Annotated in this window: 21 protein-coding genes; 7 read left to right on the top strand and 14 right to left on the bottom strand. The window is 44.6% G+C overall.

Annotated elements, in window-relative coordinates; all coding sequences use genetic code 11:
- Positions 1 to 93: 93 nt before the first annotated feature.
- Positions 94 to 240, top strand: a complete 147-nt coding sequence (locus FGT79_RS30920; protein WP_171056050.1) for a hypothetical protein — start codon at positions 94 to 96, stop codon at positions 238 to 240.
- A gap of 47 nt (positions 241 to 287) precedes the next feature.
- Here the strand turns inward: FGT79_RS30920 and FGT79_RS02715 are convergent, their stop codons facing one another.
- The 3 genes from FGT79_RS02715 to FGT79_RS02705 form a co-directional block, all read right to left on the bottom strand.
- Positions 288 to 815: a hypothetical protein gene (locus FGT79_RS02715; protein WP_138751244.1), complete on the bottom strand. Its 528-nt coding sequence runs from the start codon at positions 813 to 815 to the stop codon at positions 288 to 290.
- 77 nt (positions 816 to 892) lie between these two features.
- The gene (locus tag FGT79_RS02710) at positions 893 to 2002 is read right to left on the bottom strand and encodes a glucosaminidase domain-containing protein (protein ID WP_138751243.1); all 1110 of its coding nucleotides are present in this window, start codon (positions 2000 to 2002) and stop codon (positions 893 to 895) included.
- Between the two features lie 394 nt (positions 2003 to 2396).
- Positions 2397 to 3404, bottom strand: coding sequence for an SDR family oxidoreductase (locus FGT79_RS02705; protein WP_138751242.1), 1008 nt, complete (start codon positions 3402 to 3404; stop codon positions 2397 to 2399).
- 253 nt (positions 3405 to 3657) lie between these two features.
- Between FGT79_RS02705 and FGT79_RS02700 the strand changes: the two genes are divergently transcribed.
- The 3 genes from FGT79_RS02700 to FGT79_RS02690 are packed head-to-tail and all read left to right on the top strand — an operon-like array spanning position 3658 to position 6680.
- Positions 3658 to 4437, top strand: a complete 780-nt coding sequence (locus FGT79_RS02700; RefSeq protein ID WP_138751241.1) for an SDR family NAD(P)-dependent oxidoreductase — start codon at positions 3658 to 3660, stop codon at positions 4435 to 4437.
- Positions 4438 to 4457: 20 nt separating this feature from the next.
- Entirely contained in the window at positions 4458 to 5243 is a 786-nt protein-coding gene (locus tag FGT79_RS02695; RefSeq protein WP_138751240.1) for an SDR family NAD(P)-dependent oxidoreductase, read from the top strand.
- A 48-nt stretch (positions 5244 to 5291) separates the two neighbouring features.
- On the top strand, positions 5292 to 6680 hold the full coding sequence (locus FGT79_RS02690) for a mandelate racemase/muconate lactonizing enzyme family protein (protein WP_138751239.1): 1389 nt from the start codon (positions 5292 to 5294) through the stop codon (positions 6678 to 6680).
- A gap of 47 nt (positions 6681 to 6727) precedes the next feature.
- On the opposite strand, the gene FGT79_RS02685 is transcribed toward FGT79_RS02690, so the two are convergent.
- From FGT79_RS02685 to FGT79_RS02660, 6 genes are all read right to left on the bottom strand, one after another.
- The gene (locus FGT79_RS02685) at positions 6728 to 7123 is read right to left on the bottom strand and encodes a group-specific protein (RefSeq protein WP_138751238.1); all 396 of its coding nucleotides are present in this window, start codon (positions 7121 to 7123) and stop codon (positions 6728 to 6730) included.
- A 57-nt stretch (positions 7124 to 7180) separates the two neighbouring features.
- Positions 7181 to 7822 (bottom strand): hypothetical protein, encoded by a 642-nt coding sequence (locus tag FGT79_RS02680; protein WP_138751237.1) that lies wholly within the window; start codon positions 7820 to 7822, stop codon positions 7181 to 7183.
- Between the two features lie 870 nt (positions 7823 to 8692).
- Positions 8693 to 9688, bottom strand: coding sequence for a mannonate dehydratase (locus tag FGT79_RS02675; RefSeq protein WP_138751236.1), 996 nt, complete (start codon positions 9686 to 9688; stop codon positions 8693 to 8695).
- Between the two features lie 26 nt (positions 9689 to 9714).
- Positions 9715 to 11040: an ABC transporter substrate-binding protein gene (locus FGT79_RS02670; protein WP_138751235.1), complete on the bottom strand. Its 1326-nt coding sequence runs from the start codon at positions 11038 to 11040 to the stop codon at positions 9715 to 9717.
- A gap of 39 nt (positions 11041 to 11079) precedes the next feature.
- Positions 11080 to 11910: a carbohydrate ABC transporter permease gene (locus FGT79_RS02665; protein WP_138751234.1), complete on the bottom strand. Its 831-nt coding sequence runs from the start codon at positions 11908 to 11910 to the stop codon at positions 11080 to 11082.
- Positions 11907 to 12833, bottom strand: coding sequence for a carbohydrate ABC transporter permease (locus FGT79_RS02660; RefSeq protein ID WP_138752900.1), 927 nt, complete (start codon positions 12831 to 12833; stop codon positions 11907 to 11909). The genes FGT79_RS02665 and FGT79_RS02660 overlap by 4 nt, the downstream gene beginning before the upstream one ends.
- Positions 12834 to 13099: 266 nt before the next feature.
- Between FGT79_RS02660 and FGT79_RS02655 the strand changes: the two genes are divergently transcribed.
- Positions 13100 to 14005, top strand: coding sequence for an RraA family protein (locus FGT79_RS02655; protein WP_138751233.1), 906 nt, complete (start codon positions 13100 to 13102; stop codon positions 14003 to 14005).
- Positions 14006 to 14166: 161 nt separating this feature from the next.
- Here FGT79_RS02655 and FGT79_RS02650 read toward each other — a convergent pair whose 3' ends face one another.
- Both FGT79_RS02650 and FGT79_RS02645 read right to left on the bottom strand, forming a co-directional pair.
- Positions 14167 to 15336 (bottom strand): helix-turn-helix domain-containing protein, encoded by a 1170-nt coding sequence (locus tag FGT79_RS02650; protein ID WP_138751232.1) that lies wholly within the window; start codon positions 15334 to 15336, stop codon positions 14167 to 14169.
- Between the two features lie 45 nt (positions 15337 to 15381).
- Positions 15382 to 16029 (bottom strand): GntR family transcriptional regulator, encoded by a 648-nt coding sequence (locus tag FGT79_RS02645; RefSeq protein WP_138751231.1) that lies wholly within the window; start codon positions 16027 to 16029, stop codon positions 15382 to 15384.
- Between the two features lie 349 nt (positions 16030 to 16378).
- On the opposite strand from FGT79_RS02645, the gene FGT79_RS02640 reads away from it, so the two are divergent.
- Positions 16379 to 17566: an ROK family protein gene (locus FGT79_RS02640; protein ID WP_138751230.1), complete on the top strand. Its 1188-nt coding sequence runs from the start codon at positions 16379 to 16381 to the stop codon at positions 17564 to 17566.
- 102 nt (positions 17567 to 17668) lie between these two features.
- Here the strand turns inward: FGT79_RS02640 and FGT79_RS02635 are convergent, their stop codons facing one another.
- Complete coding sequence (locus tag FGT79_RS02635; RefSeq protein WP_138751229.1) at positions 17669 to 18115, bottom strand: DUF1801 domain-containing protein; 447 nt, start codon at positions 18113 to 18115, stop codon at positions 17669 to 17671.
- A 447-nt stretch (positions 18116 to 18562) separates the two neighbouring features.
- On the bottom strand, positions 18563 to 19567 hold the full coding sequence (locus tag FGT79_RS02630) for an aldo/keto reductase (protein WP_138751228.1): 1005 nt from the start codon (positions 19565 to 19567) through the stop codon (positions 18563 to 18565).
- Between the two features lie 180 nt (positions 19568 to 19747).
- On the opposite strand from FGT79_RS02630, the gene FGT79_RS02625 reads away from it, so the two are divergent.
- Positions 19748 to 20548, top strand: a complete 801-nt coding sequence (locus FGT79_RS02625; RefSeq protein WP_246096110.1) for an AraC family transcriptional regulator — start codon at positions 19748 to 19750, stop codon at positions 20546 to 20548.
- Between the two features lie 139 nt (positions 20549 to 20687).
- Here the strand turns inward: FGT79_RS02625 and FGT79_RS02620 are convergent, their stop codons facing one another.
- Positions 20688 to 21110 carry a GNAT family N-acetyltransferase gene (locus FGT79_RS02620; protein WP_138751227.1) on the bottom strand — a complete coding sequence of 141 codons (423 nt, stop codon included), beginning with the start codon at positions 21108 to 21110 and terminating at the stop codon, positions 20688 to 20690.
- Between the last annotated feature and the right edge of the window lie 32 nt (positions 21111 to 21142).

The following is a 21142-nucleotide window of genomic DNA, read 5'->3' as shown; positions in this document are numbered from 1 at the left end:
TGAAGGACACTCGCAAATGAATTCATACGAACATGGATAACCTATATGAGCTCGCGCATGAGCTAGGCAATTGAATATCTGGAGGGATAAACGATGGGAAAGCACAAAAATCAATCCATACCCGCAAAAAATAAAGCGTTCAAAGCGAGCTCAAGCGAAGCAGAGAACAACGTAGCGGCTTCCACAGAGGAGAACCGTAATCAGAAAGGCCATGTACCAAACAGCCCTTCTACAGGCTAGCATTTCAAAAAAAGAGCCGCTCACGAGTTTTCGTGAACGGCTCTCTTCTATGTATGAACGATGGATTCCCATCTATGCCTGTTTGCAATAAGTTTAGGATGCAAGCCAGCCGATTCGTTTGTAAGCAACAACCTGACTTTGACAATCCACTCGTCGAACGAGGAGTAGGATGCGAATAGGTTAGCCAGCTCACCGGTCATAAGGATAAACAAGGGTTTGGGGTACGTCTCAGATAAATGACGAAGTGCCGAGTCAATCGGCGTATATTTTTTACGTTTAATTTCCAATCTCTCTACGATAACCTCTGTGGCACCTCGTTCCCGCTTCCAATCATGAAGCCGGTCCTCCCGCTTATAGAAAGGCTTAACCTCCTCCTTGGACATTCGTCTTATACTTTGCTCGTGCAGCGGATATAGAACCAGCTTGCGGAAAGAACGAGCCTTGGTGATGGCGTACGCAAGATCCAGTTCTCGGTCAGTCGTATGCTCGAACGAATCATAATAAACAATTGTCCCTTTGAGCTCGTCTACTGGCGGTTCATAGCCGAACGGCACTTTTTGAACGATATCGCTCATCGCAGGCAACCTCCTTTAGCTTGTTATCATCAGCTTCTTTGAAATTGAAAATAACATAATCTAAAACAAATTGCCATCTAGAGCTTTCGATAATCGCTTTTCATAATGTTTTTAACCAAGCTCGACCACTTCGAATTGGCAGGACAATATTTCCTTGCTACCTTCTCTATGGTCGTAAGCCCTTTGCCTACATAGTTTTTGGATAGAAGCTGGCCGAACTTACGGACACTGTCACTTTTGGTTTCGAAGCTGAACGCTTTATTATATTTATCTCCATCGATGGCGTTTAAACCGAATAAATTATTTTTCCTCTTTGCGAGGCTGCTTTTACCGTTCCCGCTTTCTAGCTTCATAACAGCAATTGTGAAATAAGCGTTAATTCCGTATTCATCTTCGATTTCGAGGATAGCTTGTTCCAAATCATGTCCGGATAACGCCGTGTTTTCGAATATTTTAGAGATGTGCTCTACGGTTAGACCTGAATCAGATTTAACCAGTGAGGTCGGAGCTTGAAGCTCTTCCACTTCACTTATTTCAAGATCAGGTATAGTGATCTCTTCTTCTATATGTTCAGATTGCTGCGCGATCTCTGCGCCGCGATCAACGATTGCGTTGGTAGGCTGACGATTATTATCGAGTGCGCTGGAAAGTATGGTCACCTCTCTTTTCACCCTCTCAGCGTAGCCGCCATGCACATAACCGCGGTCTTTTAGCTGTAGCCAGCCATTTTCTGTTTCCGCTGCAACGGTCAATAAGGTGCCTTGCTTAACTACTTTGATGATTTCGGATTTTGCATTTGGTTCCGTACGTATGTTTAAGTAAAAAGCGGTAACTTCATATGTAGGCAAAGGAATTTCACTGATTTCCGGCAGGGCTTCAGGCTGCTGCTCGGATAAAGAATCTGTTTTGGAATCGGATGAAATAGGTTGATCGATGAGGCTGAGAGTTGCTTTGAGTTGAGGTGATTCAGGCGCAGACGCAGGTGTTGAAGTAGGTGACGGAGCCGGATGAAAGCTTGTTGCGGCAAGCACGGGATGAGCTGAAGGAAGTGAAACAACCGTAAGCGGCGAGTCTGTTGCAGGAGCTTCCGGTTCATTATTTAAAGGTTGAACATACATACCCAATGTGACGACCAACGATAAAATAAGCAAATAAAAAAATAGATGCTGACTCAACTTTTTTCGCATGATTATACCTCTCCCTTTAAGTTAATGAAGTATACCTGTTACGATATAAGTTAGAATGCGATTATAAGCAGGCACCAGGAAAAAACGACTGTCGCCCTCCTTCGGCGGCGCGGCGCGTGCCATTCGGAGAAATATAGAGAAGGTATAGCCTAAAGATATACTTTCCTATATTTCAATAAAAAGTGGACGGTCTGTGATGAGTATATGTCGGTCATTCCACCAAAAGACGAGTTTCCTTCCCCTTTTTTCGGGTAACTGCTATTTCTGAGAATATTTTCAGACAATGCTATATGACGATCTTCGCTTGATTTATGGGTGGAACGAACGAAAAAAGCTCCTATCCCGTAAGGAATAAGAGCTTTTTCATTTATTGTTAGCTGTTAGAGTATGGAGCTTAACGTTTGAACCCCGATTCATGTGCGGCAATGATCAAATCCATTTGTTCATTCCACTCTAGATCCTCTGTACAGCGGTCGGGATGGGCTTCAAACCATGCAACGGTACGCTTAATGCCTTCCGCGAATGATAGTGATGCCTCGAAATCCGGAACCAATGCTTTGATTTTGCTGTTGTCAAACACGCTGGTGACCGATTTGTCCCCGAGCAGGCCGCCTTCAAGCTCCGGATCATGAGAAATAAGGAACGATGTTGAAATATGAGCCAGCTTTGGTGGTGTACCCGCAGCAGCACCAATCGCTTCATAGATTTGATTCCAGGTAAGCACTTCATCCGATGTAATATGGTAAGCTTGTCCGATTGTCTCTTTTTGGCCTAGAAGACCGATGAATCCTTTAGCAAAATCGGAGTTATGCGTCATCGTCCATAAAGACGATCCATCGCCATGTACGATGACAGGTTTGCCGGCCCTAATTCTAGCGATCAGCGACCAAGGATGATTCCAGCTATTAAGCGCAGCAGGAATCATCGTATCTCCGTAAGTGAATGATGGCCTGACGATCGTTACAGGGAATCCGCTCCTCGCATACTCGTCTAGCAGCAGCTTCTCGCATGCAATTTTGTCTTGTGAATAAGGCCAGTATGGATTGTCGAGTGGAGTCGTATCTTCTTTGATCATGTAATGCTGAGGTGGTTTTTGATAGGCAGACGCAGAGCTGATAAATATGAATTGCTTGGTTTTACCTCGGAACAGCTCGATGTCTACACGGACATGCTCAGGTGTGAATGAAATCCAATCTACGACTACGTCGAATTGCTTATCAGCCAGAACGGCCGCAGCGCTTTCAGGATCTCTTATATCTCCTTGAATAACATGTGCACCTTCAGGCACAAACTCATCGCGATAACCCCTATTAAATAAATAAAGCTCAACGCCGCGCGATATTGCCAGCTTGGAAACCGCTTGACTAATGACTCCTGTTCCACCTATAAACAACACCTTCATCGTTATCACTCCTATTCGCACGAATACTGTCTATCACTTATTCATAGTAGCATAAGTTTTGCTATTTTTATATTTTCGAATGCATTGCCTTTCCATTCAGGATGATGCGAATAATAGAATGGCATAGCCGCCCTACGGTTTGCAAAAAAACAAACAAAATCATAACTTTACGGCATCCCTTCAAAGCAACAAACTCACTACTATTAAACTATGCGTACACCTGTTATTGAAGTCTTCTGTGTGGAGGGGATCTATGTCAGTGCATAACCAGGTTGTTTTTATTACAGACGCAGATTGCGCAAGCGGAAAAGCGATCATCCGGAGGTTTGTTTCCGAAGGTAGCCATTTCATATTAAACAGCGAATCTGGCGGTCTTGCATTATGGGAGGAGCGCAGGCTCATTGAGAATTCAGGAAAGCTAGCAATCATTGTGAATATTGATTTATGCAGCTTCGATGAGGTTTGGGACATGCTTCAATCTACCGAGCAGCAAATCGGCACGGTCAGTGTGCTTGTCCATAATAACAATGTCGTATATCCGAGTACAATCGAGTCCTGTGACGAAGCTATATTCGCAAAGAGTATAGCCATCAACGCCAAATCCGCTTTTATCTGTACGCAAGCGGCGGGAAAACACATGATGAAGAGCCAGCACGGCAGCATCATTTATGTCTCTTCTATTCACGCAGAGAAACCGACTGGCAGTGCATTCACCTACAGCATCGCCAAAGGAGCGGTCAGCATGCTTGCGAAGGAAGCCGCACTTGTGCTCGGGCGTTCCAGCATACGCGTGAATTCGATTGAACGAGGTCCGCTTGAAGGTGATGACGTGTTGTTCGAAAGCACTTTAACTCCCCTTTATGATCATTACAATTACAAGGTACCTAATGCCGAACTTGGCACCTATGAGGACCTTGCCGAATTGGTTCTCTTCCTTGCTTCGGATAGCTCGAAGTATATCAATGGTGCAGACATCAGATTCGATGGCGGTTTTTTGCTCCATTATATGAACTTCAGGATGAAACAGCCCTAATGCCATAATGGAGGTGTAGCATGAGTATTGCAGGAAAAGTTGCAATCATTACTGGCGCAGGTACTGGGATTGGCAAAGGTGTTGCCATTGAACTCGCAAATCGCGGCGTCCATGTTGCTGTCCACTACAATCAAAGCGATGCAGGTGCACTTCACACGAAGGAGCAGATTGATGAGCTCGGTGGAAGCTCCTTTCTCGTACAAGCCGATGTGTCGAAGAAGACTGACATCGAGCGAATGGTCAACTCTGTTGCTGAGAAGTATGGCGGAATTGATATTTTGGTTAATAATGCTGCACTTCAGCTCAATTTCGATTTTTTCGATTATGATGAAACAGCTTTTGATCGTATGTTCAACATCAATCTCAAGGGCTATTGGCAATGCATACAGGCTGTAGTCCCTTATATGAAAGCAAAGCAATCAGGGCGCATCATTAATATGTCATCTGTGCATAGCAAGCGTCCTACTGATTTCGATGCGGTGTATGCCATGACCAAGGGCGGCATACGAATGCTTGGCAGAGAAAGTGCGATCGAGTTAGCCCACTACGGGATTACCGTCAATACGATTGAGCCTGGAGAAATTCAGGTCGGCAAGCAAAGCTCCCGTGAATCTAAGCCAATCTTGACAGAAGAAGAAATACAAAAATATAAGCGGTTTTCGCGTACCGAACGCGAAAAATTCCCAGTTGGGCGCGTAGGTCGTCCACTCGATGTTGCACAGCTCGTTTGTTTTCTCGCATCCGATGAGAGCGAATTCATGACTGGCTCGGCCATTAGACTAGATGGTGGCAGCATGCTGATCTAGTCCCTTCTCTCTCACATTTTCCACACTACTAACCAAGGAGTGACCATCATGTCCAACAATCCATCCTATGAGGAAACACTTGCCCATGTCAGCACCTATTCCAGCCCCTCGACGCTGCGTATTACCGATATCCGGTTCACAGACATTGTAGGCGGCCCGTTCCACAGCAGCTTGATCAAAGTGTATACTAATCAGGGCTTGATCGGGTTCGGTGAAGTACGTGACGGTGCGGATAAGGTTTATGCGCAAATGCTGAAAGGACGTCTACTAGGTGAGAATCCTTGCAATATCGATAAAATTTTTCGGCGTATCAAGCAGTTTGGCGGTCATGCCAGACAAGGAGGCGGGGTAAGCGGCCTTGAGATTGCGCTGTGGGATTTGGCTGGAAAAGCTTATGGCATCCCCATCTATCAAATGCTGGGTGGCAAATTCCGCGAAAAAATCCGAATGTATTGCGATACTGAAGTTGTCGGCAAGGACACTGGAACTGCTATGGGGCAAGCGCTGAAGAAACGCATGGAGCAAGGCTTCACGTTTCTCAAAATGGATCTAGGCATCGGACAAATTATAAACGAGCCTGGTACATTAAGTGCACCGGTCGGCTTCATAGACGAGATGCGCAATGCATCTAAGAATCGATACAGCAACAACCATGATACGCTGACTGAGGAAGAGATCCGAAATATCCGTAACCAGCATTACGATATTCACAACATCCCTCACCCTTTTACCGCAATTCACGTTACGGAGAAAGGTCTCGATATGCTGGAGCAATACGTCGCTGACGTTCGCGCGGTAATCGGCTATGAAGTGCCGCTGGCTGTGGATCATTTCGGACATATCGGACTAGAGGATTGTATTAAGCTGGGAAGACGTGTCGATAAGTTCAATCTCGCTTGGATGGAGGATATGCTCCCATGGCAATACACGGAACAATACGCGAAACTCGCGCGAGCCGTCGCTACTCCGATCTGCACGGGTGAGGATATTTATTTGAAAGAAAACTTCCGTCCACTTCTGCAAGCAGGCGGTGTTTCCGTTATTCACCCCGATGTACTTACAACAGGAGGTATTCTGGAGACGAAAAAAATCGGTGACATGGCGCAGGAGTACGGCGTAGCAATGGCCATTCATATGGCTGAGAGCCCCATTGCATGCCTTGCTGCCGCTCATGTTGCAGCTGCTACGGAAAATTTTCTTGCACTTGAATACCACTCCTGTGAAGTGCCTTGGTGGGATGATATTATCATTAGCAGCAAGCTGCCTAACAAGCTAGTTCAAGATGGCTTCATTCACATTAGTGATGCACCAGGACTTGGCATTGACGATCTGAATGATGAGGTGCTAGCGCAGCATCTGCATCCCCAAATCCCAGGCCTATGGGAATCGACCGACAATTGGAACCATTTTCATTCGAATGACCGGTTATGGAGCTAACGGTATAACAAGCAGTAAGCGGGGGCGCTAATGCGCCCCCGCTTTGCTTAATGATGCTTGTAATCAAAACAGACCGAATTGATTAAATCATCTATGGATCCAATCCTCTGCTTAACGGAATCTATATGATAGAATGTACATGTGTTTTCGATCTCATTCATTTCATTTGTTGAGGAATACAAATAAAGGTCCTTCCCAGCCCCCAGAGCAATTCCGAGTTCAACATGACTCCCTTTCCCTGCTGGAATCATGACGATTACAACATCTGCATCCAAAACCCCGGATACTTCTTCATGGCCAATCTCTCCAAGCTTAGATATCGAATCTATCTCCGAATGTATTGTCCAATCGTAAGTTTGTTGAAAACCACGAGCTATTAATTCGTCTGAAACTTGTCTTACATTGTCTATATTTTTGCGACTAGACGCTATATAAAATTTCATACTTTTCCCCCGATATAGTCAAAAAGAAATTGTGATTCAACACTCGTTCCATGCTAATCAGAGATATATGATTTCATCAACGGTATTTTCAATATAGCGTGCACTATCTGTAGGAATAATCATTATTTTATTATTTGCTCTTAAAACATCTGCACAATATTTCAGCCGAAAATGGATTATACTCTTCCAATCTGTATTGAACCATGGAAAACAGTATACATGCTTTGAATGTGCTAAACCTATAGCGACTGATGCATTCCATCGTTCATTACTAATATATTTTATGGAACGGTCCAGCCTTGAAGGAGCAAGATCTAATAACGCTATTAGATCATTAATTGAATAGGAGCTATCCCCTTCTTCTAATTGTTGCCTTATCGTTTTTTTACTATCAACTATTAACCATCGTTTAGGATTAAGCCCCTCACCAATATGGATGCTATTGGATCCCAGTAATTTAGAGTTGGCTATCTCACCATTTATTTTGATAATGCCCGAATATTTTTTGACCCTGCCTGCTAATAAATAGGATATCGCCCAAGCCCCGTTACCCGGTTGGCTTATGACTCCATATACATGGCCTTCTTTAAATGTGTAGCTAAATGAATTAATCTCATCTCTCATAGCTTTGATATTCAGAATATATGGTTTACAATGAACTGAAATATTCTCAAGAGACACTTCGCTTAACTTATCCATGCTTATTCAATCTCCTTATTAAGGTGAAATGCCTATATTGCGAAAATACCACCATTCTTTCTTTACTGTATTCAAGTAAGATTCTACGTTATCCTGCCTGAATCACATCCAGGCAGCGGTTTCGTGGCAGCAGCCTGGTATAGGTACTAGGTAATACACTCAAATCCACGTTTGAAACGATTTGTTGACCATCTTTACATTATTTATTTTTGCCCAACTCTTTAGATCCGAGATACCTCTATCTTCATCTTTTAAATATCTAAATGCCATATTCATTGGGACGATTCTCCTACTGTAAGGTAATAACCCGATCACAGGTTTAAAGTAGCCTCTGATCATGATTACTTTGATATCTCTAGAATTAATAATATTCCCATCTAATACAATTTGCTCTTTAGAGAGGCATAACTCGATTGGTTCCATGAAAAATCTTCTGTACAATGCGAGTAACAGTCCAACTAAACATAGCAGTATAACCGTTAACGAAGCGTAAAACACACCACTCTGATCCCATGATCTAAATACAAGAATAGATTGACTCATTATAATAGCAGTCATGCCTATAATGGTTCTGATCCTTGCAGCACTCTTTACTGGATGCTTTATTTCCCTCAACATTTCCCCCCCTGGTAAAATTACTTTTCTAAATATACCACATATTGGAACTGACCTGTCTTTTCGTATATTGAGGTCACTAGATCTTTCTGGTGAACCACTGCTCTTTGTAGAAATGGTTCATGCACTTTAGCTAAGGATTCATAGAAAAGTTGAAAAGCAAAAAAAGAAAAGCATCTCCCCGCCGCAAAAGTCTACATGCGGCTAGGGAGATACTCTTCTATATTCAGCTCCAAGATTATAATGTGCCTTGACTCAAAAGCTCGTGTTTGCCAAAGTTCCTTTTGCCGTTTTAGCCGCTGCTGCCTCCATTAAGCCTCGAATGTAACCAATGCCATATAATCGACCTAGCAGCTCATAACCTGGATTTGCATTATCCTCGCCTTCAAGCGTTGGAACGTGATCTGGTCTTGCTGGACCATCAAAGCCGACATCATAATACGTTCGCATTGCTTCCAGCATATTCGTTTTTCCGTCGTCATGGAACGTTTCTTCAAACTTCTCCGGCGTTCCCTGTACATCGCGGAAATGGACGAAAAACAATTTGTTTTGCTTAGCAAATTGACTAATTACGCTTGGTATATCATCCCCTGCGGTTGCTAAAGTTCCTTGACATAATGTAATGCCGCTATATTCACTAGGAACAAGATCGATAGCCCTCTGCAATGCAGAAGCGCTAGTAAGAATACGGGAGATACCGCGAATAGGCGTAATTGGCGGATCATCCGGATGAAGGGCTAGCTTCACTTTTGCCTTCTCTGCAACGGGAACGATGCGTTCCAAGAAATAATGGAGATTATCCCACAGCTGTTCTTCACTTACTAATCCTGCTTCCGTGAGAGGAGCGTCCTTCATTAAGCTGTGGTCGTAGCTGGACACGAGTGCCCCGCCACGTGCGCGTGTCGTTGTAGAAGTACGAAACCAATTGAACTGTGCCATGAAATTATAGCAAAGTACAGGAATACCCGCTGCTCCCATGTTGATAATGAATTGCTCGAACACTTCAAGCTCCGCATCACGCCCCGCTGTTCCGAGCTTGATTTCGTTGCTCGGCGGCATGGATTCAATGACTCTAAGCGAAAGTCCTGCATCTGCGAATCGCTGCTTCATACGAATAAGCGGCATGAGGTCCCAAGGCTTTTCAACCTTTTCCTCCCATGGTAGTCCTCCAACAGCATCGTTTACACCAAGCTGTTTGGCTAATGTCCACAGCTGGTTAGGCTGAGAGGAGAAAAATTCAGCTAGCTGCATCTCTTGTGCCCCTCTTTCTATAATTGTTATTTGCTGCCTACTTTCGCTGCTAGCTCCTTGCCCATTTTGTCGAGCTTATTGTAGGCTTCTTCAATTGATTGTTGACCGAATGTGACGGCTTCCATTTCCTTCTTGTACGTATCGACCCATTCCGCGAAGCCAGCAGCTGTCGGAAAGAAAGGCAGCGCCTTATCCAGTGATAGATCATAAATTTCTTTGCCTAGCTTATCTTTATTCTCAAGGGTCGGCTCAAGCTCTTTGTAGATGTCCGGGTTAATCGGAATGCCGCGTGTCAGACCAAGTGCCTTGCCAGCTTCTTTATCCGTTATAAACCATCTTAGAAACTTCTTCGCTTCGGCCTTATTCTTCGAATTAGCGCTTACACTGAGGAAAATAGTAGATTGCGCCCAGCCGCCGCCAGCAGGACCTACCGGCATATTAACGACGCCGACATTACCAGGCATTAGCTGTTCTAATGCGCTGACAGAGCCCGTTGTCGCACCACGCGTCATGACGACACCTGAAGCCATAGGATCTGCTTGGGGATCGTTCTCCAGGAAAGCAGCTGCTTTCTCGGCTGGCGGAACGATTTTGGCTTTGCGGAATTCCTCATACGTTTGGTAGAACGCCATAAAGGATTCCTTATCGAGCGTGAAGATTTTGCCGCCATCTGACATAATAGAAGGCTTGCCCATCGCGGTTTGATAAGCGTTATAGAAATCCCAGGTAGTAGTGTCGCCAATTGGATATTTTCCTTCTGGCAGCTTAGCTTTCGCATCTCTCGCCCATTGGAAATACTCCTCGTAGGTCCAATCCTTATGCGGAAGCGGGATACTGAGTTTTTCCAGCTCGGTTTTGTTGAACGCAATGCCTTGCGCATTCTGACTAAGCGGAATGCCGTAGAGCTTCCCGTCTATTTGCAAGTTGGAAATAACAGTCGGATCGACAATGCCGCTAAGATCAATATCAGTGAGATCCTCTAATTGTCCGCGAGAAACATACTCTTGGATATAGGCTGCATCCATCTGCAGTACGTCTGTTATGGATTTGGAGGCAGCAAGCGTCGGCAGCTTCTGCCAGAAGGCATCCCATGCCATAAATTCCGGCTTGAACGTTACGTTCGTATTCTGCTTGGAATAGATATCGAGCGCTTGCTTCGTAGCCTCATGACGCGCGTCAGGACCCCACCACATGATGCTAAGTGTTGTTGCTGTGCTGCTATCCGATCCTTGATTGTCCGTTCCTACGCTAGCCGGCTTGTTATTCCCGCCTCCCCCATTGCTGCAAGCCGTCATTACCAAAATCAAAGCCAACATTACCAAACTAGCGCCTTTGGACCAACCTTTGATCATAGCCATTCATCCCCTTTATATGGTTGAAATAGAATGCCGTTATCCTTTTAACCCGGTTGTCGCAATACCTTCTACAAAGTGCTTTTGCGCTAGAAAAAAGATGATTACCGAAGGCATAATCGAGAGCAATGACATAGCAAGCAGCTGCCCCCATTGGATATCAAACTGGTCAATGAACATGCGCAGCGCAAGACCTACCGTAAACTTATCTACTGAGCTCAAATAAAGCACTTGAGCGAAGAAATCATCCCAACTCCATATGAATGTAAAGATGGCTACCGTAACTAGAGCAGGCTTGAGCAAAGGCAAGATAACGCGCCCAAATATGCCATAAACACTTGCTCCGTCAATTGTCGCTGCCTCGTCAAGATCTCGTGGGATACTGCGAATGAATTGCACGAGCAGGAAGATGAAAAAGGCTCCTCCCCCGAAAAAATGCGGCAGCACGAGCGGAACGTAGCTGTCTACAAAACCAAGCTTATTAAACAAAATGTATTGTGGAACAACGGTTACTTGTCCAGGCAGCATCATGGTCAACAGCAAAATCGAAAACCAAACGCCGCGAAACTTAAAATTTAATCTTCCAAAGCCATAGGCAACGATTGCCGCGGTTGCAACTCCCCCAATGACGTTGCCAAGTTCCATCAGCAGCGTATTGCCAAAGAAATGCGCGAAAGTATATTCGGATGAGAAGTGCCAGCCATCCCAATAATTGCTCCACATTGGCTTGGAAGGCCAGATGGTCGGCAGACTAAGCTCCTCCGTTTTTTTGAGCGAAGCACCTGCCCACCAAATAACCGGATATAGCATGAGGAAGGAGAACAGAGTCAAATACAAATGAGTTGACAGCTTGTAGCGCAGCGCATTCATTTGGTTTTCCCCCCATCCGACTCATAGAAAACCCAGTACTTCGAAGCCATGAAATTAATGATTGTCAGAATAGCGACAATGGTGAGCAATATCCAGGCAAGTGCCGATGCATAGCCCATTTGATAATGCTTGAATGCTTTCTCATATAGGAACATGGCGTACATATAAGTGGAATTAATCGGCCCTCCCTTTGTAATGATGAATGCCGAGGTGAAGGTTTGGAAGGAACCAATCATGCCAAGCACAAGATTGAAGAACATAACTGGTGAGAGCATGGGCAATGTAATACTAATAAACTTCCTTACTTTTCCTGCCCCGTCTACAGAAGCGGATTCGTAAAGCTCCTGCGGCACCTGCTTGAGCCCCGCAAGGAAAATAACCATTGTGGAACCGAACTGCCATGTGTTCAACAGAATTAATGTACCGAGCGACGTATCGGGATTGGAAATCCAACCAATGCCCTCTACACCGAACCAAGCAAGCACTTGGTTGATATAGCCGTCAATACCGAACATATTCCGCCAAAGCGCTGCGACCGCAATACTGCCCCCGATTAGTGATGGGAAATAAATCGCTGTTCGATAGAGGTTCATGCCTCTTATGCTTTTGTTAAGCGCCAAAGCGACCATGAGCGAGAAAAATAGCTTTAATGGTACCGAGAACAAGACAAACATGAATGTGACGCTAAGCGATTTCGTAAAGGTCGTGTCGTTTGTGAATATTTTTGTATAATTGTCGGCACCAGTCCATACAGGTTCCTCTAGCAAGGAATAATCGGTAAAGGATAAATAAAACGATTGTGCGATAGGCCACAGCGTCAAGAGCAAAAACCCGATTAGCCATGGTGAAATGAACACATAGCCCGCTAAGTGAAGAGATCCCTTCAGCTTTCGTTTTGGCTTCGTCCGTTTCTCTGTTTGCATGGAAGATATCGCGCGCTCCGTTTTCACCTAAATCATCTCCTCCCCTTTCTTACATAATGTTCTCTAACTTTATACGAAAGCGGTTACATTGTTGTAGGAGAATATCTTATGAAATGGTTTGATTTTATATAGGGTGAATATTTCATAGACTAGCGAAAAATGCCGTAAGAAAGTCGCATCGACAAAAAGACCGATGTCCTCAACAATAGATATATGATGGAAGTCAACATGGACTTCAATACTACAATGCGAAAGAGGTGCTCCTGATGAAATTTGATAATCCAGAAGACATCATCCAGCTTACGCCGCTATGGGAGGGCGAACGGTTTCCGAATGGACGTCCCAAAGTAGCTGAGGATGTTCTTAGACGCATGCGAAAGATTACGCTCGAGGAAGCCTGGGGTCCGCTATGGAACAGAGGTTATGCTTTTCAATTCGAAGGTGATTTCAAAATCATCCATCCCAATAAAGTGATGGTCGGAAGAGCCGTCACAGCCGTCATGGTGCCTAAGCGGCCTGATTTGCATGACACGCTGCTAAAGCATGGCCATGAGCATGAAGGTCGTAAAGGTTTTTTCAATCAATGGGTCATTGACGAGCTCGTTGAAGATGATGTTGCAGTCGTAGATATGTTCGATAAGGTTCATCTCGGAACCTATGTAGGCGGTAATTTGTCGACTGCTATTTCTACACGAACAAAGCGCGGCGGAGCAGTCATTTGGGGCGGCGTTCGCGACAATCAACAGATCGTCGAGATCGACAATATTAACGTTTTCTATCGCGGAAGTGATCCGACTGCCATTGCTGATGTAACGATGGTTGGCATGAACGTACCTACTCGCATCGGCAAAGCAATCTGCATGCCTGGCGATGTCGTGCTCGGAACACCTTCAGGTGTTATATTTATCCCGCCTCATCTTGCTGAATTGACGGTTGTTCAGGCGGAGAAATCACAGGTTCGAGACGTATTCGGCTTCGTTCGGCTTCGTGACAGCGTCTATACGACAGCACAAATCGATGCAGCCTGGGATGTTGCGCTTTGGTCAGATTTCTTGGACTGGTTCGAGCATGATCCTGCCGCGTCGGAATACCGTCATCTGTCTTGGGAAACCGAGCTGGCTGATGCGAAGAAGAACGAGCGCAATGGCCCGCAAAGCGACGTTCGCTTATAAAGATGTTCAAAGTGAAACGGCTGTCGCCGTCCTTTTGCGGCGCGTCGCGTTTCATTCCGAGAAATATAGTGAAAGAATGGTGAAATCCTATCCGTTCCTATAGTTCAAAAAAAGGACTCTGATGGCGCTTGCTGGCCGCTAGAGTCCTTCTTTATGATCTGCTATTTCACGATGGATTCTCGGTACTCACTGGGCGAGAGTCCAACTTTCTTCTTGAAGATTTGGCTGAAATAACGCGGGTCCTGGTATCCCACTCTCTCCGCAACCTCGTAATTTTTGAAATGCGTGCTCTTGAGCATATGCTTGGCCTTATCGATGCGAATATCGGTCAAATGCTCGATAAACGTTTTCCCCGTATTCATTTTGAACAGCAGACTCAAATAGGTCGGTGTCATATAAACCTTCTGTGCCACACTTTGCAACGAAGCATATTGGCATTCCTGCTCCATATGAAGAATTGTCTTTTTAATAATGCTGCGATGGCTCTCTTTCTGACTGCGTGAGAGTACCTCTCTCAGCCCAATAAAGAAACGAATCACATATTGCTTTGTCTCCTCAAGCGTTTCAAGCTTAATAATCGACATGACGTCAAACTTCTCATAAGCTGTGACATTCTCTGTTTCCGACAGCACTCGCTTCTCAATACCGACTAGCAGTCTGATTGTCAGATCAAAGATGCTTTGAGTATCCAGCGGACCACTCAGCAGCATACACGCATAGAAATGCTCAACAGCTTGCTCAATTTCATCAATCGTCTCCGACGCTTTGAAGGTATCATACAGCTCCTTTTCCTTATTGGAAGGATACTGCTTCAATGATTCCAATCGTCCAAGCTCGTTGTCATAAATAATCGTGCCTGTACCGCGGTAGAATTTGAATTGCAGCGCGCGTGCAGCTTGACGGTAGGATTGAACGACATCGCACAAATGGCTGCAGGGCTTGCCAACCCCAATGTTTACCTGTATCTGCAGCTTCTCTTTCAGCATAATCTGTATCTTTTGGAGCTGATCCTTGGTAGCCCATGAGAATAACAGCCCGATTCTACCCTCTTCACCGACAAATGCGACACTGCCATCCGATATATTTTTTTGCAAATAATCACGCATACGCTCCAAATAAAGTACCTTCTCATGCTCATCCTCGAAGCACGCGTTAGGCTCCAGCAGCGCCATCGCTGGGAAGGTGTAATAAGGATTCAATTGCAAAAGGGACAAGCTTTCCTTCAGATCCTCTTTCACTAATCCAGAACCTGCCACCAAATTTTGAAAGAATCGGTCTCTCATCCACGTTAGAATAACATCTTCTTTAAAAAGTAATCCTTCGCTCAGCATACTCCACTTCCCCTTTTGTAAGGTTATCTTGCGAGATGCATGAAACTAGTTAAGATGAATACTTTTGTAGGAATGCATATGTTCGATGAAAATTTGCTCGGCCAGCTCGGTATCACCTGTGCGAAGCACGTCAACGAGTCTAAGATGCCAATCAGCTAGCCCTTCTGTTGAGTAATGGCGGTTAGAGATAGCCATGAAGCGCATCACCTTCATTCGCATGCGTGTCCATAGCTCCATAATCATATGATTGTCGCACCGTTTGTAGAAAAAACCATGGAACTCCATATCTAGCTCCAGAATGGCAAGAATGTCCTCCTGCTCATGTGCAGCGTGCATCTGACGAGTAATACGTTCCAAGTATTGAAAGTCATCCTCGTTTAATCGCTCCATCGACTTCCTTACTGCAAACCCTTCAATAATTTCACGCAGTTCAAAAATATCTTTGATTTCCTTAGACGTTATCGTAGACACAACTGAGCCTTTGTTCGGTACACCCGTTATGTAGCCGTCAGATTTCAGACGTTCGAGTGCTTCTCGAACCGGCGCTTGGCTGATGTTGAATTTTTTAGCAATTTCAAGCACTAACAGCCTAGCACCTGGCTGCAGCTCTCCAGACAGAATTTCTTTTTTAATCGCTGTACTTACTTGTTCGCTGATTGAGTTTACTGGTGATATCGGAATGTTTCCGAGCATCCTACTCACGTCCCCGTTTCATTATCGATTATCGATAATATCTAACAAAAAAGAAAGCGTTATCAATAACTGTTCCAAAAAGAGTCCATTACGAGCCTCCCTCATATAGATTATCGATAATGCAGCTCATAAGGTCATTATAGAACGGATTTCTTCATCTGACAACGGGATTATTTGTCGAAATTTAACAACAATGATCGCATTCAGCAAAAGTTCACGGGGCTGACTATTTCATCCCCTTCATTTTGCTGAAAATTCGTTCTTTAACTAGTTATTCAGCTGTCAAAAGCATATAATAGAGATTGGTTTATATCCGATATAATTACTTGGACAAAATGGAGATCACATAATGAATATGAAGCATCCTACAATAAAAAAACAAGTTTTTGATTTTATTATGCGCTATGGCTTAGTATCCAAAGCTTCTTTGATGGAGAAAATGACCGTCACGAGTACTAGCTTATCCCGTCTGCTCGAGGAGCTGCTGAATGATGGCTTGATTCTCGCATCAGAACTCGGACGTTCCACTGGCGGGCGAAAACCGATTCTCTACAGAGTTAACCCGGCTCATCGAGCGGTGTTCGGCTTGGAAATATCACGTTTCTCCTCCTCCATCGGTTTATATGACTTGAATCTGAAGCCGCTGGCTTTCGAACGCTGGAAGATGGATGAACGGATGACGCCTGAAGCTCTTCTAACCAAAATTACTAATCTGGTCGAGAAAATGCTGAAGGACTGCGATGTGGAAAAGAGCAAGGTGATTGGAATCGGCATTGGTGCAGTTGGCCCACTTAGCCGCGAGGATGGCATTATCGTTAAACCTCGTTATTTCCCGGCAGAAGGCTGGAGCGACGTACCAATATGCGAATGGCTGGAGCATCAAACTGGTCTGCCCGCCAAGCTTGATAATGGTGCCAACACTGCAATCATTGGTGAGCATTGGGCACTTCGCAATGAAGAGGTTAAGCATATGCTCTATGTGCATGTAGGCGTAGGTATTAGAACCGCGATGATTGCAAGCGGCCAGATTGTAAGAGGGGCCGTTGATATGGAAGGCTCATTCGGACAAATGATTATTCAAACCGACGGACCCAGGCTTGGTGACGAAGGCAACTATGGCGCGCTTGAGGCACTTGTATCTATTCCGGCGCTTGAGAAAAAAATCCGCTCGCAGCTCAAACTTGGCCGTTCAAGCTCGCTATCTGGCATACCACCGGAAGAAATTCAGTTCGATGCGTTGCAGAAAGCTTATCGATCAAAGGATGCCTTTATTACGGAGCAATTTTTACAAACTGCGTCCTATTTGGGAATCGGGATTGCCAATCTCATCAATATTTTGCATCCAGAAGCTGTTATTCTAGGCGGACCTCTAGTGAATGCGCATAAGTCGATATATGAAACCGTCATTCAGGTTGCACGCAGCAATATTTATTATTCACCGCAGTATGAGCCAAAGTTCACACAAGGTCAGCTGACCGAAGACGCGGTTACCGCAGGTGCCGCTATTATGCTTTTGCAGGAATGGGAACTTAATTAACGATATTCGTTAAGACGATGCAGACCGCTGCATCGTCTTTTTGTGTTAATGCCAAACCTTAACGATAAGAGCAGCTTGCCTTCATCAGCTATATAAGCTCAATTATTCGAAAGATGTATTTGTCGCTTCAAGCCACTTTGCAGCAATCTCCCATATTCTCTCTTTTTTGGATTGCACATCATTCATATCAGTCAACTTAATAACGGCTCTATCGTTAGTGATCCACTCCAATATTCCGGTTTGGTCACTGATTATACGTTCGTTCTCAGCATGCTCCTTCACCTTCGACCCACAATGAAATATCAAACGAAAAAAGCCCTTACCTTGCAAATTAAAAGTGATCCGATCCTCATTATGGTAACAAAAGCTTGGCGCATTCCATTTCAAATGCTCCGTTATATGCTCATTAACGCTTAATATGATGGTTCGAACCTCCTCTATCTCACTCTTTAGGGGATGCTCCAAAGCCTGCATAAATGCATTTACTTGCTGCTTGCCAGACTGTTTGATCTTTGTACTCTTTTCAGGTTTTTTTCGATTCTCTGCCATAGCTGTTTCACTCACTCCTTCATCATCTCTATCATGATCTACCATCATTTAACCATTAAGGATTAGTATGTCTTGTCCTATTTAATTCGCTGGACGTTTTGTATTCCCTTTCTAAGCAAACCACTGTAAATTAAAAAAGGGCAAAACACCCATTTGGATGCTTTGCCTTCCTTCATTACGAATCTTTGGATCGGTTAGCCATATCGATGATCATTACGACCAGTATGAGCAGTTGAATGAGCAGGTCTGCACTCATTGCACTCCCTCCCAGCAGCAGGTAATGCTCCTTCGATGCGGCTTCTCCTCTCGCTATGATAAGCGGACTGAACGTCTCCCATTCTATAATTATGAAACCATATTAAAGGTTATGACGAAAATTCGCATAACGACTGTAGTTCAAGTAAGGCTTGAATCTTTTCGTCCTCCCTATTTGACCCGCCAGTCAAATTACCACGGAATATCTCCAATGTTCTGCATAATCGCGTCAATTTCTATCAATTCTTGTTCTGACAATGGTGCACCTTCAAGTGCTTTCACGTTTTCTTCAATTTGACTCACGCGGCTTACGCCGATTAGTGCGGATGTAACACCACCCTCGCGAAGAGCCCAAGTTAGAGCCATCTGCGACAAGGTTTGTCCTCTGCCTGCTGCCAATGTTTCTAGACGGCGGAATTTTTGCACGCGTTCTGCAGCTATCGCCTCTGGCTTCATCGTACTCATAGACAAGGCGGACTCTGCTTCGATTCTATCTACGTACTTATTTGTCAATTGCCCTCGTCCGAGCGGACAATACGCAATAGAACCCACACCATTATCATTCAGCACATCCTGTAATCCATCTTCAATCCAGCGATTCAGCATGGAATAATTAGGTTGGTGAATTAAGCATGGAGTACCTAGAGCTTTCAAGATGCTCACAGCTTCTTTTGTTTGCTCCGCGCTGTAATTCGATAAACCTACATATAACGCTTTCCCTTGTCTAACCGCGTGGTCAAGCGCTCCCATCGTTTCTTCCATCGGTGTTTCTGGATCTGGGCGGTGAGAATAAAAGATGTCGACATAATCCAGACCCATGCGCGCTAAGCTGCGGTCGAGGCTATTCAGCATATTTTTGCGGGAGCCCCACTCGCCGTAAGGGCCTTCCCACATGTAATAACCAGCCTTAGTCGAAATGAGGAGCTCATCCCGATACGGTACAAGGTCTTTTTTATAAACCGCACCGAATGTTTCCTCGGCAGAGCCGGCAGGCGGTCCATAATTGTTTGCAAGGTCGAAATGGGTAATGCCAAGATCGAATGCTTTGACAATCATCGCCCGTGAATTTTCCAGCGGCTGATTACCGCCGAAGTTTTGCCAAAGTCCCAGTGAGATAGCTGGCAGTTTAATTCCACTTTTCCCTGCGCGTCTATATGGCATATTAGAATAACGTGATGAATCGGCTGTGTAAGGCATTGTCAATCAGTCCCCTATCATGATGTTTTATAATTGATCTTCAACATGCTATTATGTGTTCTTACTCACTAGCTTTCTTTCAAATTATAGTTATTAACAAACAAATAAGGAATATCCACAAGCAAGGTTTATATGGCATAATGTAAGTTGTACTATTCTAACCAACAGGAGCTGACTACAGTGTGTGAGCCTATCCATTTGAACTACTACTATCATGGGAAGCAGTTTTGCGAACCCAATTACAGCTGGGGACCCGGTGTGAAGGACCATTATAAGATCCTATTTATCCATGAGGGCCAAGGCAGTTATTTGATTAACGGTGTGAACTATTATTTGAAAAAAGGGCAAGGCTTTATGGTTTTTCCAAACACGATCTGCCACATGAAGGCGGATGAGGATGAGCCGTGGGTCTATTCCTGGATAGCCTTCCAAGGCAAAAGCGTAGACAGCCTTCTTGCACAAGTGAAGCTTAGCAAAGAACATCCTCATTTCACCTATGCACCTGCGAATTGGTTTGATTCATGGCTCGAGCTTTTCGCACATGCGGAAGCACTCGAGAAGAACAGCGAGTTTATTCTTCACAGCTTGTTATTCCGTCTGTTGCCACAATGGATTGATATGTTGATGGAGCCTGATCAGCCTTTCAATCTACCCAAAGCTAAGGATGAATACGTACGCAAAGCAGTCGAATATATTAAAGCTAATTATTATACGAAGATCAGTATTACCGAGCTCGCCAAACGGATTGGCATCGATCGTATCTATTTTTCTTCTCTATTTAAAGAAGTGGAGCAGCTATCACCCCAAATGTATTTGCTCCATTATCGTATGGATAAAGCCTGTGATTTAATGCGTAATCATCAGCTTAGCGTATCTGACATTTCTCATTCCGTAGGGTATGCCGATCCGCTGCTATTCTCGAAAATGTTCAAAAAAGTGAAAGGCGAGTCTCCGACTCATTACCGCCGCAAGCTTGTCTGAGCATAGAAAAGAGCCTGTTTATACAGGCTCTTTATACCATATAGGAAAGTATATTTTAATCTGACATTCTCTATATTTCTCGGAATGAAACGCGCTTTGCCGCCAAAGTACGGCGATAGCCGTTACCTTTTATTTAACGTTATAAACTTTTAACCATCTTAACGTGAGGAATATTTTCTTCCATAAACACTGTCGAGGCGATTTCGTAGCCTTGTTTTTCATAAAATGTTGCTGCCTGTACCTGCCCATGCAGCTTTGCTTGCGTGGCTCCTTTGTCCCTAGCAATCGCCTCAAGCTCGTCCATTATCGCTTTTCCGAGCTTATGCTTCCGGTGGCTGGCTAGCACACATATGCGTTCTAATTTGGCTATGCCATCCACGATTCTTAGTCTACCCGTTCCAACCGGCTCATTCTCGAAATAGACCAGCACATGATCTGCTGCATCTTCGAACTCATCCAGCTCTACTTCCTCCGCTACACCTTGCTCCTTCACAAACACCGCTTTTCGAATACGAAAGGCTTCTTCCAGCTGTTCATCATTTGTTATACGTATCGTTTCCATGCTCTCTGTCCACTCCCGCCAGCATCTCTTTT

It is taken from the genome of Paenibacillus sinopodophylli (genome assembly GCF_005930355.1).
Classification (GTDB): Bacteria; Bacillota; Bacilli; order Paenibacillales; family Paenibacillaceae; genus Pristimantibacillus; species Pristimantibacillus sinopodophylli.
The sequence above is the reverse complement of the archived record's forward strand: the minus strand, read 5'-3'. Positions and strand labels throughout refer to the sequence as shown.